Origin of the sequence: Candidatus Binatus sp., from assembly GCF_030646925.1 — a bacterium.
Taxonomy (GTDB): domain Bacteria; phylum Desulfobacterota; class Binatia; order Binatales; family Binataceae; genus Binatus.
This window is the reverse complement of sequence record NZ_JAUSKL010000011.1, coordinates 1-16,116: the sequence shown is the minus strand read 5'-3', so window position 1 is coordinate 16,116 and position 16,116 is coordinate 1. Positions and strand designations below refer to the sequence as shown.

Sequence of the window (16,116 nt, the reverse complement as noted above, 5' to 3'; positions counted from 1 at the left end):
GCGTATCTCAAAACTCGACCCCCGAGATGGTGAATTCAAATGCAGCGCCCGCTTCAAATTACTTCACGCGATTTCCAGTTGACCCCGGCCATGGAGGCGCAGATCCGCGAACGCGCCGACGATCTTCAGCTCTACTTCCCACGGCTCACCGGATGCCACGTCGTGGTCGAAGCGCCGGTTCATCACCACCGCAAAGGAGGCCCGTTCAATGTGCGGATTGATCTCCGGGTGCCCGGGGCGGACATCTCGGTCGACCGGCAGGAGGCCGATGATTTGGCCATCGCGATCAGAGATTCATTCGATGCCGCCCGGCGTCGCATCGAGGATCATCTTCGCGAGCTCAGACGCGACGTAAAGGCGCACGAGCTGCCGTCGGTGGGCCGCGTTGCCCGCATTTTCGCGAAGGAAGGGTACGGCTTCCTCGAGACGGAGGATAATCGCGAGATCTATTTCCATCGCCACAGTGTCCTGCATGAGCATTTCGACGATCTGACGCCAGGAACTGCGGTGCGCTTTGCCGAGGAGGAAGGCGACGAAGGTCCGCAGGCGAGCACCGTCGCGATCGTTGGCGGCAAACGAGTCCCGTAGCTGTCTATCGAAACGCGGAAGCCAGGCGGGAGGCCCCGCGAACAAATCGGGGTTTTGGTACTTGGCACATGCCATGCTCAACGAATTACAAGAGCACTAGCGGGAGTGATTCATTATGCAAGATCAGGAATTCTTCAAGGATGTGATTGGGCGCATCGGATGCGACCTGCGCCGCGCGGAGGGGCTGACCTTCGCGGTCTTCCAGGAACTGCGCGATCGGATCACGCCGCAGGAAGCGGCGCATGTCGCCGCGCAACTCCCCAAGCGCCTCAAGATGATGTGGATGTCTCTGGAGCACCCCGACCGCAAGGTCCATCGTGTCAGCGGGGATCAGTTCATATGGGAAGTGCGCCGGATGGCCGGACTCACCGATGATGCGGAAGCGGAACGTGCGGTATCGGCCGTTTTCGCGGGATTGCAGAAGTTGCTCGGCAGCACGACCGGGCAGGAAGGCGAGGCGTGGGACGTGATGAGCCAGCTTCCCAAGGATCTGAAGAAACTGTGGGCCGAAGCGCAGCGCCGGCATCAGACGGTCAATCCATCCGGGGTCTAGACGTTTCATGGTTGAATCAGCGGAAATCGTTCGCGAGGTTCATGCGGCTCTGGAGCGCGATCTGCGCGTTGATCTTCGTCGGTACCCGATTGTTATCGAACATCAACCCGACGGAAGCCTGGTCCTTCAAGGCGAAACCGAAAGTCTTGCGGCCAAGAAGATCGCGCTGGAACTGGCGGCTTCGATTCGCGGTTCGAGAGGAATCATCGACAGGCTCCGCGTCGCTCCGGCACAACCGATGGGTGATGGCGCGATCCGGGATCACCTGCGCGCTGCGATGTTGCAGGAAGGAGCTTTCACCGATTGCAGGATTCAAACTGCCGAAGAGCGGCGCGTGGGAGCTTCCGTCGAAGCCGCCACTGACGGCGACAACTATATCGAGATCGCAGTCGCTGACGGAGTCGTGACGCTCAATGGTAAGGTCGAAAGCCTGTCGCACAAGCGGCTCGCCGGACTGCTCGCATGGTGGGTGCCGGGAACTCGCGACGTCGTAAACGGGATCGAAGTTAAGCCATTCGAGGACGATCGCGACGACGAGATCAGCGACGCTGTCACTATGGCGTTGGAAAAGGATCGCCTCCTCACCCACGACTCTATCAAGGTTAGCACGCGCAACTCGGTGGTGACTCTCGAGGGCGCAGTGCCCAACAACCGTCAGGCGCAGATGGCCGAAGCGGACGCCTGGTACATCTTCGGCGTCGATGGCGTCATCAACCATCTGCGTGCGGCCCAAGCGTAGCCGCAGGTTAAGCCCGCGCAATACTTACGTCGCGAGGGGTGGTAAGAACTCGCCGGCGAAAGATGACACGCACGCCATCACGTGCGTAATCGCATCGGTATCGTATTCGTCTCCCGAGCGGTACGTTTCGAAAAATGAATTCAATCGCGCGACGCGCTCCGGCCATGCCTCGACGGCTTGGAGACCGACAGAGACGCCGAAGTTCGTGAAAGCAAATTTGACCGAAGATGCTCCCAGCTCGCGGCAGAAGTAGCCCGGCCGATCGATCCACATCCGGTCGAGTATAGCGAGGCTCCGCTCACGCTGAAGGCGCGCCCAACGCTCTTCGGGAAAGAAGCTCGTCATCCAGAGCATCATCCCAAGACCGAGGTCCTGGTTGATGACCAGGTCCTCATAGCTTCGTTCGACGATGGTTTTCATCTCCCGGATTTCGCCCGCGAGCGCATCTTCGTCAAGCAGCCGGTAAACAACGTATCCGTGGAACGAATCGAGCGAGCCGAGTCCGAAACCAGGATGCGGTGCGCTTAAATCCTCGAGCATTTTCCAGTACACGCCCCGGCCCGGAACCAGGAAAGCGGGATGGATGTCCTTCACCAATTGAATCGCCTTCGCGCGGTATTCGGGAACTATCTTGCCGAGGCGAGTTAGCGCGTAAATCCACATCGCCAGATAGTGAAAGTACTGGCCATCACGATCCGCAGCTTGCCCGATTCGATAACCGCGCCGACGCCCGAGGACACGCTCGACGTCTGCCACCACCCACTGAGCTTCGTCCAGGAACTTGTTCTGCTTCAGTTCGTGGTAGAGCGAAACCAGCAGAGTGACGCCGAAAGCGTCGGTCCACAGGTATCGCAAGCCGTTGGGCCAAATGCGTTGTTCGCGCATCCAGTCGAGCTTGCTCAATACTTTCGCAATGGTCGCAGCCATCTCGTATTTCCGTCGGCCTACTCGTGGACAGTCAAACCCCGAACGGAAACGTCTCCGGGACTCCAGGGGCGACGACCGATGGAAGCGGCGAAACTGCACGCGTTTCATCGAACCAGATGTACTCGTCGAATTGTCGGGGCAAACAAGCCTGGAAATAGTGGCTTTGGAGTTCGGATTCGGGCCGATAGATTACGCCGATCGCGCGTTCGAGGCGGGCCGCTTCCAGTTCGTCGCGAACCGCCTGTCTCACCGGATCCCTAAGATGCAACATGAAGGCTTTGACCTCGGAGTCGTGGCATAGCCGCTCGTAACTGGCCTCGTGCGACGGCCGCACCCGTTTAACCTCCATCGGCCCGTCCCAGTCCGAGGCGGCCGCGACAGTGCCGTGGTCGGTACCGAAGCCAACCAGAAATGCCGACTCGGCGAACCGTGCGCGCGATAGCTGTCCAATGTTGTGTTCACCACGCGCGCCCATCTCCGTAGCCGCCGCGTCGCCAACGTGTGAGTTATGTTCCCAGACGATGCCTTTGCTGCCGGGACCGTGGAACTCCAGCAGTCGCTCGAGGGTATCGAACATGTGCTGATCGCGCAGATTCCATGATTCGACCGATCCGTAGTACATCACGCGGTAATAGCGCTCCGCCGCGGCCGCTAATCGAGCATTCTGCGCGGCGTCGAAGAAGCGATCGCCGTCGCGCTGTGAGTACTCGATTCGCCGATTCAGCATGTCGCGCAGCATCGCAACACCTGCGGCTTCGCAGTCTCTATAGCGCCCGCTGAGCACGGCCCGCCCGTACACTGCGGGATCATGTTCCCAGGGACTGAGGCATCCGTACCGGCGCCTCGCGACCTCGGCCATCGCCGGATCGACGCCGCTCAGATAGGTGATAACCGCATCGATCGAAGTGAAGAGGCTGTATAGATCCAGCCCGTAGAAGCTTGCACGGTGCTCCGGTTCTTGCACCTCTGCGTTCCAGGCGCGAAGCCACTCGATCAGGTCCAACGCTTCATGGTTTCGCCACATCCAGGTCGGGAACCGGGTGAAGGCCTTCCATTGTTCCTGGCGCACCGGAGCATGGCGCACATACTGGTTGACTCGCGCGGCATCGGGCCAATCAGCCTCAACGGCGACGAAGTTGAAGCCGTGGCGCAAGATCAGTTCTTTGGTGATGCGAGCGCGCATGCGGTAGAACTCCGAGGTTCCGTGGGTCGCCTCGCCGAGCAGAACGATTCGAGCATCGCCTATCCGGTCAATCAAGGAGCTCACGTCGGCCTGCTCGATGTCTGTGATAGGCTCGGCCGTCTCGCGGATCAGCTTGGCGATCGTCACTGGACGGCTGCGCTGAGTAGACGGGCGCTCGCCTTTGGCGAGGCCGGCGTCCCAGCCCTCGGCACCGATCAATGGGACGAATTGGACCTCGCCAAGATCCTCGTCATCGAACTGGTCCTCGCTAGTCCGGGTAACTCGAACCAAACGTTGCAGTCGCGAGGTATCGCCTACCGGGATGATCAGGCGGCCGCCGATCGCCAGTTGTTGCAGCAACGCCTTGGGCACCTGCGGACCGCCGGCGGTCACCAGGATCACGTCGTAGGGAGCATGCTCGGGCCAGCCGAGGGTGCCGTCGCCATGAAGAACCTTTACGTTCGAGTATGCCAAACTGTCCAAACGTCTCGTTGCCAGTTTGGCCAGTTGCTCGTGGCGCTCGACGGTATAGACCTCGCCAACGACCTCCGATAGCACCGCCGCCGCGTATCCGGAGCCGGTTCCTATCTCCAGCGCGCGATCACTCGCGCGCGGCGCGACGCTCTCGATCATCAGGGCGACGATGTAGGGCTGCGAAATGGTCTGGTCGGCCTCGATCGGCAAGGGCGTATCCTGGTATGCGAACTCGGCGAGTTGATCCGGCAGGAAAGCCTCGCGAGGGACACGTCGCATCGCCTCGAGCACTGCCGGATTGTGCACTCCGCGCGCGGCGATCTGATCTTTGACCATCCGAAGGCGTTCGTTTGCCAGGTCAAGCATGACTGGGCCTCCCATTGGGCCTTCATTTTGCCGCGGCGGTAGCCAGTTCCTCGGACTCTGCTGAAGCGACCGTTCGCTTCACGCGGTCAAAGCTACCCGGACTCACGGAGATTGAATCGATCCCGGCGCGCACGAGGAAGCGCGCGAACTCCGGATGGTTGCTCGGCGCCTCTCCGCACAGGCCGACCTTGCGCCGAAGCTTGTGCGCAGATCGGATCACATTGCTGATTAGGGTGGTTACCGCTTCGTTCTGTTCGTCGAAGAGTGGGGCCAGCCGCTCGGAGTCACGATCAACTCCCAGAGTGAGCTGCGTCAGATCGTTGCTGCCGATCGAGAAACCGTCGAACCTCTCGGCGAATTTCTCCGCCAGGATCACGTTCGATGGAATCTCGCACATCACGTACACCTCGAGTTCGTTGTGCCCTCGCCTGAGACCGTAGTCGGCCATGGTCTGAAGCGTCTTGTCGGCTTCATCGAGGGTGCGGCAAAATGGAATCATTACGATCACATTGCGCAGCCCGATCTCGTCACGGACTTTTCGGATGGCGCGACATTCGAGTGCGAACCCTTTGCGATAGCCGTCGCTGTAGTACCTGCTCGCACCCCGCCATCCCAGCATGGGGTTCTCCTCAGTCGGTTCGAACTGCGCACCACCGATGAGGCGCGCGTACTCGTTGGTCTTGAAATCGCTCAGGCGCACGATCACCGGATCGGGATAGCGGGATGCGGCAATTTGCGCGATACCGAAAGCCAGTTTGTCGACAAAATAGTTCGACTTGTCCCGATAGCCACGGGTCAATTGGGCGATCTGCCGCCGCGCTTTCGGATCCTTGAGTTTTGCAAATGACACCAGCGCCATCGGATGAATCTTGATGATGTTGCCGATGATGAATTCCATTCGCGCAAGACCGATCCCGTCGGCCGGCAGCCGCCACCACCGGAGCGCCGCGGCCGGATTGGCCATGTTAAGCATGACCTTGGTGTGCGTCTGAGCTATATCGTCGAAGGCGAGGTCACGAACCTCGAACGGAATTGCACCGTCGTAAACGTACCCCGCTTCACCCTCTGCGCACGAGACTGTGACGGTCTGGCCGGTGTGAAGTATTGATGTCGCATTGCCAGTCCCGACAATCGCCGACAAGCCGAGCTCACGGCTCACAATCGCTGCGTGCGAGGTGCGCCCGCCGTGGTCCGTGACGATCGCGGCGGCGCGCTTCATGATCGGCATCCAGTCCGGATCGGTGGTTGCGGTTACCAGGATTGCTCCTTTCTCGAATCGCGCGATCTCTGCAGGACTCTTGAGTTTGCAAACTTTACCGGAAGCGATCGCCTCGCCGATGCTGAGTCCGGTTACCAACCGGCGGCCCTTGCCTTTCAGGGTATAGGTCTTGGTTGCTGCGCCTTCTCTGCGCGATTGGACGGTCTCCGGCCGAGCTTGCACGATGAAAAGCTCGCCGGTCTTGCCGTCCTTCGCCCATTCAATATCCATCGCGCGATGGTAGTGTTCCTCGATCGCCACTGCCCACCGCGCAAGCTTGAGGATCTGCTCGTCCTTCAGAACGAAGGATAATCGCTCCCTCGATGAAGTACGAACCGTGCGCGTGGGATTACTGCCGCCACGCCCGCCGTAAACAATCTTCTCTTCCTTGGTGCCCAGATTCTTTTCGATAATCGGATGCAGCTCCGGCTCCGCCAACAGTGGCTTGAAGATCATGTACTCGTCGGGATCGACTTGGCCCTGAACCACTGCTTCGCCCAATCCCCATGCGGCATCGATCAGTATCGTCCTCGGAAAGCCGCTGTCCGTGTCGATCGAGAACATTACGCCCGCGCTGCCGAGGTCGGAGCGAACCATCCGCTGAACGCCGACTGACAGCCCGACTTTCATGTGCTCGAAGTGGTGGGTTTCTCGATAGACGATCGCACGATCCTTGAAGAGCGAGGCGAAGCAGCGCCGGCAGGCGTCGAGCAGATCGCGTTCGCCCCGCACATTGAGATAGGTCTCGTGCTGGCCCGCGAAACTCGCATCGGGCAGGTCCTCGGCGGTCGCGCTGCTCCTGACGGCGACGTCGAGATTTTGGCGACGGGCCTTCGCAGACAGCTCCTGGTACGCCTTTTTGATCGCGTCTTCCATTTCCGCCGGAAACTTTGCCGTGGCAATCAGCGCGCGGATCGAGCGCCCCGCACGACCAAGGGTGATTTTTTCCTTCTTCAAATCCTGAAGGAGTGCCGCGATCTTCGGCCTGAGGCCGTTTGCGTCGAGAAAAGCCCAGTAACCCGCGGCGGTGATCGCGAAGCCTTCAGGCACCGGGATGCCCGCTTGGCGCATGTTCCTCGTCATTTCCCCGAGTGAGGCGTTCTTCCCTCCCATCTGCGTTACGTCGGAGGACTCCGGATCGGAGAACCAGACTATGTGATGCAGACCTGCGGACATCTTGCTATATCCTCCACTCACCGCGAACTTCCCGGCGATTCAGAGATCCAGCTCAGGCGAGGTGGCGACGCACCGTCTGTAGCTACTCGCTCGAGGACGGCCAGGTTCACGCGCGCAGGTTGATAATCCGGATCGATTCGAACCAGTTTCACCCAGACCGCGCGCGCACCTTCATAATTGCCCATCTCCGCATCGATTACCGCGAGCGTGTTCTGCGCATCCGGTTGATCGGGGCCAAGCTCCAGCGACGCCAAAATTTCTCTCAGCGCCTGAGGGAGCAGCGCCGCGCGCTCATACGCGAGAGCCAGGTTCAAGTGCGTTTCCGCATGCTGCGGACCGAGCTTCGTCGCCGCCGTCAGAGCGTTTAGTGCGGCGCGGAGCTCGTGACGCTCCAGGTAAAGAAGGCCAAGGTTCAGGAAGAGATCCCATTGGCGCAGGCCCAAGTCTTCGGCGCGGCGATATTCGCGTAACTCCCCCGGCGCATCGTGGTTCATTGCATACGCGAAACCCAAGTGATATCGGGCAAGGGCATCGTTCGGATCGTGGCGTAGGACCTCTTCATGCAGGCGGATTGCCTCAGGGTAGTCTTCATTACCAAGGGCGTAGTCAGCGCTGACATCGCAGACCGCCTCTGAGGCAGCGTTTGAAGCCGCCCGGATTGGCGGCCGAGCCCACCAGAGAGCCGCGGCGACGAGAAAAAGCGCTGCGAGGCTTCTTTTTCGCCGCGGACCAGATGCCGCCGAGTTTAAGACGCGCCGCCCAAATGTCCATTCGATCATTTCGATTTTTTCGCTTCCGCCTGGCTCGACGCGATTCTCACCGTCGCCAGGAGGGTGCCGTCGTCATCAGATGCCTTGGACATTCTCTTCCCCCTTGTATCTTCCCAGACCGCTCGGCTAGCGCGCACTCCGGTGATGGCGCGCGGATTGGGGCTGGTAATGGGCCATTTTCTTGTAGATGGCCATCACGATTCGATAGAAGCGTTCGCCCGTAGCGTCGGGATATTCTTCGCGAGCGCGAGCCTTTGCGCGCTCCCACGCGATCTCCTCCTCGCGCGTTCTAACCACATTCACGGGCATCTCATGAATCCTCCTGAACCTCTAGCTACTGCCATGCCAACCCAGCATGGCGGATCGTGCTCCCCCAATACGCGCCTCTGTGGCAAGAGTTTCGATGCATGACCCTAGTCGGGCAGCCGTGGCTGACAAGCGCGCGAGTGCCCCTTGCGGCGGTCGCTGGGTCCATTGGCAGCAGCGGGTCCTGGCGCGGTGATGCGATCGGCTACATCGCTTGGCGATGCTTCGTTTCCAGTCGCCTGAATTTGGATGGCGCGTTGCTTGCTGAAGCTAGTGACGACTGAACCATTCCCGTCACACAAAAAAATCAAATATGGAGGACAGAAGAATGGGAGCACTATTCCTTGCGAGACCGTTTCGGGATCTTCAACGGATGGCGCGACGCTGGGAATCGACTTTCCCGCGCATCTTCGAGGACTTCGAGGATAACTACGATGAGGTCTTCACGCCGGCCATCGAGAGCTTCGTGAAGGAAGGCAATCTCGTCGTGCGCGCGGATGTGCCGGGCCTGGAGCTCAAAGACATCGAGGTCACCATTCTGGGCAACATCCTCAGCGTCAAGGGCGAACGCAAGAGCGAGCAAGAGGTGAAAAAGGAAGATTACCTGCGGCGCGAGGTTTCTTACGGCGCCTTCGAGCGCCGGATGAGCCTGCCCGAAGGAGCAGCCGCCGACCAGGTCAAAGCCAGTTTCAAGAACGGAGTTCTCGAGATCACTGTTCCGCTGGCGAAGGAGACTGTGGCGACGAAGGTGCCGATCGAGGCCGAAGCAGAAAAGAACGTCGAGATTTCCAGGAAGTAGCTACCGGCCGCGAGTTTGGTGATTCTGGATCGAGAGGCGGAGATGAGAACCGCGTGCTAGGTCAGCGACGCCGAAATCACAGGCGTTCGGGCAGCGGTCTGCGCTCTACGTCCACCGCATCATTCAGGCTTGGGCCGCGTAGTAGCCGCGGCCTATTTAGTCAGGCTTGTGAGATGGCAAAATGGTGGACAGAGGACCGCATTTCCTGGTTGAGGCTCGAGCAGGTCTTCTTCCATGAAGGAGCGGATGAACATGAAAACTGACAACGAACTGCGTCGCGACGTAGAGATGGAACTTCAGTGGGATCCGAGCATTGACGCCCGCGACATTGGCGTTTCCGGAAAGAATGGCGTAGTTACCCTGACTGGCCAAGTGTCCAACTACAGCGAAAAGTGGCGAGCAGAGCGGATTGCAAAGCGCGTCGCAGGCGTAGTGGGATTGGCCAACGACATTGAGGTAAGGCTCAGCAACGAACGGACTGACACCGATATCGCTCAGGCCGCGGCATTAGCACTTAAAGTCGATGCAACCATACCTCCGGACCACGTTAAAGTCATCGTGAAGCAAGGTTGGATCACCCTAGAGGGAAAGGTTGACTGGTACTATCAGAAATCGTCAGCCGAACGTGTAGTCCGGCATCTTGCGGGCGTAAAAGGGGTCAGAAATGCGATAGTCATAGCGCCCAAGGTGATACCGATAGAGGTCCGCAGTCAGATTGAACAGGCTTTTAAGCGGAGCGCCCAGATTGACGCACGCCAGATCTCGGTCGAGGCTCACGACGACAAGGTCATTCTTCGCGGAACCGTCCGCTCCTGGGCCGAACTACACGAGGCGGAGACGGCGGCTTGGGCCGCACCGGGCGTGGCCGAGGTCGAGAATCGACTGACCGTCAGGTATTCAAACGACTAGCGTTGCTTCCCCGGATAATTCCACATCCGTGGATTATCCGGGGAGCGCGCACTAGCTAAGTTGCGAGGGTGCCAGATGGCGTATAAAGAACTGCATTTTCAGTCGGAGGCTCGGGAACGCCTCCTCCGTGGTGCAAAAGCGTTGACTGACGCCGTCAGAATCACGCTGGGGCCAAAGTCCAAGTGCGTCCTCATCCAGAGGAGTTTCGGGGTGCCGGTAGTCTGCAACGACGGCGTCACGATCGCCAGGGAAGTCGAGCTCAAGGATCCTTGCGAGAATCTCGGCGCCCAGATGATCCGGCAAGCCGCCGAGCGCACCGGCGATGCGGTTGGTGATGGTACCAGCACCGCCACGATTCTCGCTTACGCGATCTTTGCAGAGGGCGTTCGCAACGTAGCTGCGGGCGCGAGCGCGATCGATCTGAAGCGCGGTATCGACCGCGGAATCAAGATCGCCGTCGAGTCTTTGCGCGGCTTATCGAAGGCGGTGCAGAGCCGCCGGGAGAAGGCTCAGATAGCAGCCATCTCCGCGCACAATGATCTAACGATCGGTGAACTGGTCGCCGATGCGTTCGAGAAGGTCGGAGCCGAGGGGGTCGTCTCGCTCGAAGAATCCAAGACCACCGAGACCCAACTCGAGATCGTTGAAGGGCTCGCCTTCGACCGAGGATATATGTCGCCCTACTTTGTTACCGATCCCGAAAAAATGGAGGCGGTACTGGAAGATGCGGTAATCCTTATCACCGACAAGAAGATCAGCGTGATGAAGGATCTGGTTCCGTTGCTGGAACAGATCGTTCGCGCCGGACAGGCTCTCGTGATTATCGCTGAGGACATTGATGGCGAGGCGTTGGCTACGCTGGTGGTCAACAAGCTCCGCGGTGCTCTGAAGTGCATCGCGGTCAAGGCGCCTGGGTTCGGGGATCGCCGCAAGGAGATGCTTGAAGACATCGCGATTCTGACCGGCGGGCGCGTGATCTCTGAGGATGTCGGGATAAAGCTTGAGAAGGTGGAGATGGCGGAACTCGGGCGCGCGCGGAGGGTGGTCGTCGACCGGGAGAATTCCAAAATTATCGGCGGTCGCGGCCAGAAGGAATTGATCGAGGCGCGCAAGAAGCAGCTTCGCCAGCAGATCGACAAGACCACCAGCGATTACGACCGCGACAAGCTGAAAGAGCGGCTCGGGAAGCTCGCCGGCGGTGTCGCGGTCATCCGCGTTGGCGCGCCGTCGGAATCAGAGATGAAGAGCCGCAAGGAGGCGCTGGACGACGCGATCAGCTCGACCCGCGCCGCGATTGCCGAAGGGATCGTGCCCGGCGGCGGACTGGCCCTGCTCCGAGCAATCGATGCGGTCGAGCGCGAAGAAGACAAGTGCGCAGGCGACGAACGCACCGGCTTGCAAATCCTCAAGCATGCGCTGAGGGAGCCCGCGCGTCAGCTCGCCGAGAATTCAGGCGAAGACGGCGGCGTGGTCATCCATGAGATGCTGGCACACCAGGGCAACTGGGGTTACGACGCCGCTGAGAGAAAGTACGTCGATCTGGTCGAGGCCGGTGTGATCGATCCGACCAAGGTGGTTCGCCTCGCACTCGAGAATGCAGCCTCGGCCGCGACGCTCCTGTTGCTCAGCGAAGCGACCCTGACGGAAGTGCGAGAGGAAAAAAATCAGCGCGGCACTGCGCTTCCGGAATGAACGAGACCCAGCCAAGGGCGAGGAGAATGCTAAAATGAGTTCCGATCTAAAGACCGACCCGATCGAGGGTGGCGAGATGCTTCGAGAATTGCTGACCCGGCTTCGCAAAGAAGCCCAGCAGCGAATAATAGATCTCCGAAGAGACCAGGAGCAAGAGTCCGACGCAGGGCCGGCCGACGAGATGGATTCGGCGAGCACCACCGAAGAGATCGAAACTCACGCAGGACTGATCGCGCGTGCGGAAGAGAAACTCAGGTACCTCGATGAAGCGTTCGCACGGCTTGACGCGGGCAAGTATGGCCGATGCCTCAAATGCGGCGGCGCAATTCCGATTGAGCGTCTGATGGCGATTCCGTTCGCGTCGTACTGCGTCGATTGCCAAAAAGAGCTCCATCGCGCGAGAGGCGGCTGGGGTCAAGGAACCACAATTGCGCCGTTCGATCACCAATGGACCCTGCCTGAAGAAATGGAGGTCCCGACGGATCGCCTATATCAGTCCACCGATCCCGAAGAACAGTTGACGATCTCTGCTCGTCAGCCCCTTCCGCCGGGGGAGCCTGAGAACCAGGCGAAGCGCAAGTCGGCGCGGAAAACCCCGACGCCTGGGCGCAAAAAATAGACCCTTTACCGGCTCTACTTCGAAGTTCGCTGATCCTCACAGCACGATTGCTACGACCGCAACGCAGCAGAGAAGAGCAAGGACCGGAACAATAAATCCGGAGTCCCACCACTTCGGACTGACTTTCGTCCGTGGGAACGTGAGACTCATCTCGACTCGATCGATTGAGTCGACGTACGAACCCAACAGCCGCTGGCGTGCCTTCGGCGGACGTGGATGCGGCTTCTTCAAGCGGACGCCGAGAGACGGCTCTCTCGCCGTTTGCCCATTCCTCGCGAGGCGAAGCCCGCGATAATCGATTAGCGATATTACGCGACCGCCCACTGGGGAGAGACTCCTATCTGCCGGGCGACCTTCGTTACTCGCGCGGGCTCGCCAAGATCGCACCATTCGACACCACGCATCGGCATGACCATCAAATTCGCGGCGCATCGCTGCAGTACAACCTCGCTGAAGCACGATGTCGGAAGCTCGTTGTACAGGCGCGTCAGCACCTCGGCCTCGAACATGGTTCCCAGCACAGGACGGACAGTGCTGAAAGAACTGTACAGTCGAGGCATCGCGCGGATGAACATCTGCATCAGCGCCGACGCGCGGGCCACCAGTACGAAGGTGTTCCACAGGGCGCCGCTACGCCATAAGTCGTTCGCGAGTCGGGCGTCGGGCTTTTCGACAAAGCTCCGCACAGAGAGCAGACGCGGTTGAGCCGAGGTCAGCGAGATCTCTGGCTCGATCCACCCGTACGCCTGTTCGGGACCGGTAGCTTCCGCTCCCAGCAGCACTACCGCGTCGTCCGAATCACCGGCGGCGTCGAAGGCGGAACCTACATACTCGATAAATCGAGCTTCATTACCGAAGTAATGATCGGAAGGAAACAGTCCAACGATCGCAGAGGGCGATCGTTCGCAGATTTGCATCAAAGCGTGCAGGATTGCCGGAGCAGTTCCCCGGTTGCGTGGCTCCTCTACCAGTGAATTCACCGCTCCCTGAAACATCGGGGCGTAAAAGCGCCGGTGCTCGCGATTCAACGAAACCAGGGTCCGATCGCGTGGAATCATTCGGCTGACCCGATCGATAGTTTCCTCGAGCAGAGGCTTAGAGCTGAGTATCGGGCAGAACTGCTTCGGCAGTTCGTAGCCGGCGATTCTCTTCGTGAACGACTTGAGTCTCGATCCGTCGCCGCCCGCGAGAACGAGTCCCCACCGATTGGAATATGAACTGGGCATAAAACTCCTGCCTCCGGTTGAATTCGGCAGTTTTTGGGAGCACGCGTCGCGAGCAGGCTTTTACTCTTGGTCGGAAACTTCTTCGGGGAAAACGAAATGTAGTCGAACCGTCTCCAAACTGTACTAACTGATCTAAAATTCGCCGCCGGTGGCCAGCCATAGTTGCTTAAGATCGGTAGGAAGTTGGCCCATAAGATGTCCCGCCAAGCCAGTAGTCCCGGTCGAACTTCCCAAAGCATCCTGAAGCGCGCTGAATACCGCGACCACCGCTTGCTTGGCTTCACCCTCGGAGCCGAGTCCGGTCATTCGCGCCACGTCGCCGAGGAACTGGGGCTCATGAATGCGCCGGACCTGCCGATCGGGCCGATCAAATGACATCCAGAGCATTTTCAGCGAGATCGGAAGCTGCGCGGCAACCTTGGCGGCCTCGTTGGGGGTGAGTCGATCGCGCAACTCCTGGAAGACAGCAAAAATCAGGGTTTCGGCCCGGCGCTCATCGCAGTCCGCCAGCGTGGCGACTTCACGCACAAAAGATTTCTCGTTCATTGTGCTCTCCGGAGGTTTCAGTTGTTAGGCAGCATCACCTGTGCCACGGCGGGCCCGGCCAAACAACGCGGATGAAAGCTATGTCGAGGGGTTTGGGCCCGCGCAGATTGTATCGTAAAGCGCCAGCGCGATGGCTGGCGGAAGCCTAAAAGGATGCACACTGGGCACGCGAGCGTGCCCGGCGTTTGCTACAGGCCGTACTTTTCGATCTTTGCGTAAAGCTTCTTGCGGGAGATTCGAAGCAGGATCGCGGCTTGCACCTTGTTGCCCTCGGTAGCGTTGAGCGCTCGAGCTATAAGTTCGCGCTCGGCGTCGGCAAAAGTGCCAATCGATGGTTCAGGCTCCGGCGGTGGCATATCCGGCGGCGGCATATCCGACTGAAGCGAAGGCCTGTCAAGCCGACTCGCGGCGACCCCGACTGGAAGGTCTTGCGGCCGGATCATTGGTGCGCGGCCAAAAGTAAATGCCCCTTCGAGAGCGTTGGACAGTTCGCGGACATTCCCCGGCCAGGAATATTCCACCATCGCGGCGATCGCAGCTTCCTCAATACCCCGCACCGGAATCCGCGGTTGAAGCTTCTCATTGAAAAACTCAATGAAGTGTTCGACCAGAAGCGAGATATCATCGGAGCGTTCTCGGAGGGGCGGCACGCTGAGGACTCCGGCCTGCAATCGGTAGTAGAGATCCTGACGCAGGTTGCCGGCGCGGACAGCCTCCTCGGGATCGCGATTGGTCGATGCAACCAGGCGCACATTTACGGGCATCTCTTTTGTCGAACCGACCGGCCGCACAGTCCGTTCCTGCACCGCGCGCAAGAGCTTGCTCTGCGTCTCGGGCGCCATCTCGGTAACTTCGTCGAGAAACAGCGTGCCTCCCTCGGCCGCCCGGAAGAGTCCCAGGTAATCGGCATTTGCACCGCTGAACGCGCCCTTCCGGTAGCCGAACAGCTCGCTCTCGATGAGGTCTTTCGGAATCGCGGCACAATTGAGCGCGACGAAGGGGGCGGTGGAATCCACGCCACATTCGTGAATCGCGCGCGCCACCAGTTCCTTCCCGGTCCCGCTTTCGCCGACAATCAGGATCGTTCCTCGCGTCCCCGCCGCGGCCTCAATCCGGTCGTAGAGGCGGCGCATTATGGGGCTGGAACCAACCAAGCCGTGAAAGATGCTCCGCTTTTCTCGCGACAGCAAGGTTGCCTGACGTTCGAGCGCCTGGATGCGCGCGCCCGCGCTTGCCGAAGCGGAGCGGAAGTACGCGTCGGCCAGCAGGATCATGCGAATGTGGCTCAGCTTGTCGAAAGCCGTGTAGATCTCCAGCGGCGGCGGCGGATCGGTGGGAAACGCCGTGTAGGCGCTTTCCTCGTACAGATGCAGCGACGCGACGATCTCCGCAAACGGCACGTTGCGCTCGCACAACATCTCGCCCGTCCGGATCGTATTGATCGCGTAACGATCCATGTCTCCTTCAAGCAGGTCCTTCGTGTTTCGCGAAAGCGCGTTGAAGAAGAGGTCGCGAAACTCTGGCTCCGACAGGCTCCGCCGATCGCCGAAGTGAAGAAAGTAGAGCTGATACCAATGCTCTACGACTTGCTCCAGATGCTCGAGCACCAGTCTGAGGATCGGCTGCAGCGCCTCGAGCTCCTCGTCCCACAGCAGGTGGTAGTGTCGAGGTCCACGCTCGGGAGCTTGGGTTTTAATCAATTGGCTCTTTTCCGGTGTTTCCGATGGAGACATACAGGCTAAATTGCCTCCTTTTGTTCTTCCCGTGCTAAGTAAAACGGGCGGCAGCCTTGGCACAATTGCTGCTCTCGCATAGCAAGTAAGGCTGCCTAACAGTATCACGATTTTTCGTGTATGCCACGCGGCCAGGAACGGTCTCAATTGAAAGTGAACACCGATTTTAGAGATGTACGCCTCGCGCCCCTTTTGCTGCTCCTCTCTGATGACGAGGAGTTGACGGATCTCGTACGCCGGGTCGTCAAGCGT

The 16,116-nt window shown here is 59.6% G+C and carries 15 protein-coding genes and 1 pseudogene; 8 read left to right on the top strand and 8 right to left on the bottom strand.

Annotated elements, in window-relative coordinates; genetic code table 11:
- Positions 1-39 precede the first annotated feature (39 nt).
- The 4 genes and pseudogenes from Q7S58_RS01215 to Q7S58_RS01205 all read left to right on the top strand — a co-directional run bounded on the left by Q7S58_RS01215 (position 40) and on the right by Q7S58_RS01205 (position 1,880).
- Positions 40-588: an HPF/RaiA family ribosome-associated protein gene (locus Q7S58_RS01215; protein ID WP_304819964.1), complete on the top strand. Its 549-nt coding sequence runs from the start codon at positions 40-42 to the stop codon at positions 586-588.
- A gap of 115 nt (positions 589-703) precedes the next feature.
- Entirely contained in the window at positions 704-1,141 is a 438-nt protein-coding gene (locus tag Q7S58_RS01210; RefSeq protein ID WP_304819962.1) for a DUF2267 domain-containing protein, read from the top strand.
- A gap of 7 nt (positions 1,142-1,148) precedes the next feature.
- Positions 1,149-1,358, top strand: a pseudogene (locus tag Q7S58_RS21935) (transporter); the annotation flags it as partial.
- Positions 1,359-1,379: 21 nt separating this feature from the next.
- Entirely contained in the window at positions 1,380-1,880 is a 501-nt protein-coding gene (locus tag Q7S58_RS01205) for a BON domain-containing protein (RefSeq protein ID WP_304819961.1), read from the top strand.
- A 24-nt stretch (positions 1,881-1,904) separates the two neighbouring features.
- On the opposite strand, the gene Q7S58_RS01200 is transcribed toward Q7S58_RS01205, so the two are convergent.
- From Q7S58_RS01200 to Q7S58_RS01180, 5 genes are all read right to left on the bottom strand, one after another.
- A complete protein-coding gene (locus Q7S58_RS01200; RefSeq protein WP_304819959.1) occupies positions 1,905-2,807 on the bottom strand; it encodes a hypothetical protein in 903 nt (300 codons plus the stop codon).
- Between the two features lie 31 nt (positions 2,808-2,838).
- A complete protein-coding gene (locus Q7S58_RS01195; protein ID WP_304819958.1) occupies positions 2,839-4,830 on the bottom strand; it encodes a protein-L-isoaspartate(D-aspartate) O-methyltransferase in 1,992 nt (663 codons plus the stop codon).
- A gap of 22 nt (positions 4,831-4,852) precedes the next feature.
- The gene (gene ppsA / locus Q7S58_RS01190; protein ID WP_304819956.1) at positions 4,853-7,264 is read right to left on the bottom strand and encodes a phosphoenolpyruvate synthase; all 2,412 of its coding nucleotides are present in this window, start codon (positions 7,262-7,264) and stop codon (positions 4,853-4,855) included.
- Between the two features lie 17 nt (positions 7,265-7,281).
- A complete protein-coding gene (locus tag Q7S58_RS01185; protein WP_304819954.1) occupies positions 7,282-8,043 on the bottom strand; it encodes a tetratricopeptide repeat protein in 762 nt (253 codons plus the stop codon).
- Between the two features lie 117 nt (positions 8,044-8,160).
- Positions 8,161-8,343, bottom strand: coding sequence for a hypothetical protein (locus Q7S58_RS01180; RefSeq protein ID WP_304819952.1), 183 nt, complete (start codon positions 8,341-8,343; stop codon positions 8,161-8,163).
- A 370-nt stretch (positions 8,344-8,713) separates the two neighbouring features.
- Between Q7S58_RS01180 and Q7S58_RS01175 the strand changes: the two genes are divergently transcribed.
- The 4 genes from Q7S58_RS01175 to Q7S58_RS01160 all read left to right on the top strand — a co-directional run bounded on the left by Q7S58_RS01175 (position 8,714) and on the right by Q7S58_RS01160 (position 12,359).
- Positions 8,714-9,139, top strand: coding sequence for an Hsp20/alpha crystallin family protein (locus Q7S58_RS01175; RefSeq protein ID WP_304819950.1), 426 nt, complete (start codon positions 8,714-8,716; stop codon positions 9,137-9,139).
- A gap of 252 nt (positions 9,140-9,391) precedes the next feature.
- On the top strand, positions 9,392-10,048 hold the full coding sequence (locus Q7S58_RS01170) for a BON domain-containing protein (protein WP_304819948.1): 657 nt from the start codon (positions 9,392-9,394) through the stop codon (positions 10,046-10,048).
- Positions 10,049-10,123: 75 nt separating this feature from the next.
- Positions 10,124-11,740 carry a chaperonin GroEL gene (gene groL, locus Q7S58_RS01165; RefSeq protein ID WP_304819946.1) on the top strand — a complete coding sequence of 539 codons (1,617 nt, stop codon included), beginning with the start codon at positions 10,124-10,126 and terminating at the stop codon, positions 11,738-11,740.
- A 34-nt stretch (positions 11,741-11,774) separates the two neighbouring features.
- Positions 11,775-12,359, top strand: a complete 585-nt coding sequence (locus Q7S58_RS01160) for a TraR/DksA family transcriptional regulator (RefSeq protein WP_304819944.1) — start codon at positions 11,775-11,777, stop codon at positions 12,357-12,359.
- Between the two features lie 308 nt (positions 12,360-12,667).
- On the opposite strand, the gene Q7S58_RS01155 is transcribed toward Q7S58_RS01160, so the two are convergent.
- From Q7S58_RS01155 to Q7S58_RS01145, 3 genes are all read right to left on the bottom strand, one after another.
- Positions 12,668-13,585, bottom strand: a complete 918-nt coding sequence (locus Q7S58_RS01155) for a sugar phosphate nucleotidyltransferase (RefSeq protein WP_304819942.1) — start codon at positions 13,583-13,585, stop codon at positions 12,668-12,670.
- A 132-nt stretch (positions 13,586-13,717) separates the two neighbouring features.
- Positions 13,718-14,131 carry a DUF2267 domain-containing protein gene (locus Q7S58_RS01150; protein WP_304819940.1) on the bottom strand — a complete coding sequence of 138 codons (414 nt, stop codon included), beginning with the start codon at positions 14,129-14,131 and terminating at the stop codon, positions 13,718-13,720.
- 188 nt (positions 14,132-14,319) lie between these two features.
- A partial coding sequence (locus Q7S58_RS01145; protein WP_304819938.1) for a sigma-54-dependent Fis family transcriptional regulator occupies positions 14,320-16,116 on the bottom strand: 1,797 nt, incomplete at its 5' end.

Coding starts and splice junctions, on each gene's coding strand:
- Q7S58_RS01215 (WP_304819964.1), top strand. CDS start 40: ATGCAGCGCCCGCTTCAAATTACTTCACGCGATTTCCAGTTGACCCCG.
- Q7S58_RS01210 (WP_304819962.1), top strand. CDS start 704: ATGCAAGATCAGGAATTCTTCAAGGATGTGATTGGGCGCATCGGATGC.
- Q7S58_RS01205 (WP_304819961.1), top strand. CDS start 1,380: ATGGGTGATGGCGCGATCCGGGATCACCTGCGCGCTGCGATGTTGCAG.
- Q7S58_RS01200 (WP_304819959.1), bottom strand. CDS start 2,807: ATGGCTGCGACCATTGCGAAAGTATTGAGCAAGCTCGACTGGATGCGC.
- Q7S58_RS01195 (WP_304819958.1), bottom strand. CDS start 4,830: ATGCTTGACCTGGCAAACGAACGCCTTCGGATGGTCAAAGATCAGATC.
- ppsA (WP_304819956.1), bottom strand. CDS start 7,264: ATGTCCGCAGGTCTGCATCACATAGTCTGGTTCTCCGATCCGGAGTCC.
- Q7S58_RS01185 (WP_304819954.1), bottom strand. CDS start 8,043: ATGATCGAATGGACATTTGGGCGGCGCGTCTTAAACTCGGCGGCATCT.
- Q7S58_RS01180 (WP_304819952.1), bottom strand. CDS start 8,343: ATGCCCGTGAATGTGGTTAGAACGCGCGAGGAGGAGATCGCGTGGGAG.
- Q7S58_RS01175 (WP_304819950.1), top strand. CDS start 8,714: ATGGCGCGACGCTGGGAATCGACTTTCCCGCGCATCTTCGAGGACTTC.
- Q7S58_RS01170 (WP_304819948.1), top strand. CDS start 9,392: ATGAAAACTGACAACGAACTGCGTCGCGACGTAGAGATGGAACTTCAG.
- groL (WP_304819946.1), top strand. CDS start 10,124: ATGGCGTATAAAGAACTGCATTTTCAGTCGGAGGCTCGGGAACGCCTC.
- Q7S58_RS01160 (WP_304819944.1), top strand. CDS start 11,775: ATGAGTTCCGATCTAAAGACCGACCCGATCGAGGGTGGCGAGATGCTT.
- Q7S58_RS01155 (WP_304819942.1), bottom strand. CDS start 13,585: ATGCCCAGTTCATATTCCAATCGGTGGGGACTCGTTCTCGCGGGCGGC.
- Q7S58_RS01150 (WP_304819940.1), bottom strand. CDS start 14,131: ATGAACGAGAAATCTTTTGTGCGTGAAGTCGCCACGCTGGCGGACTGC.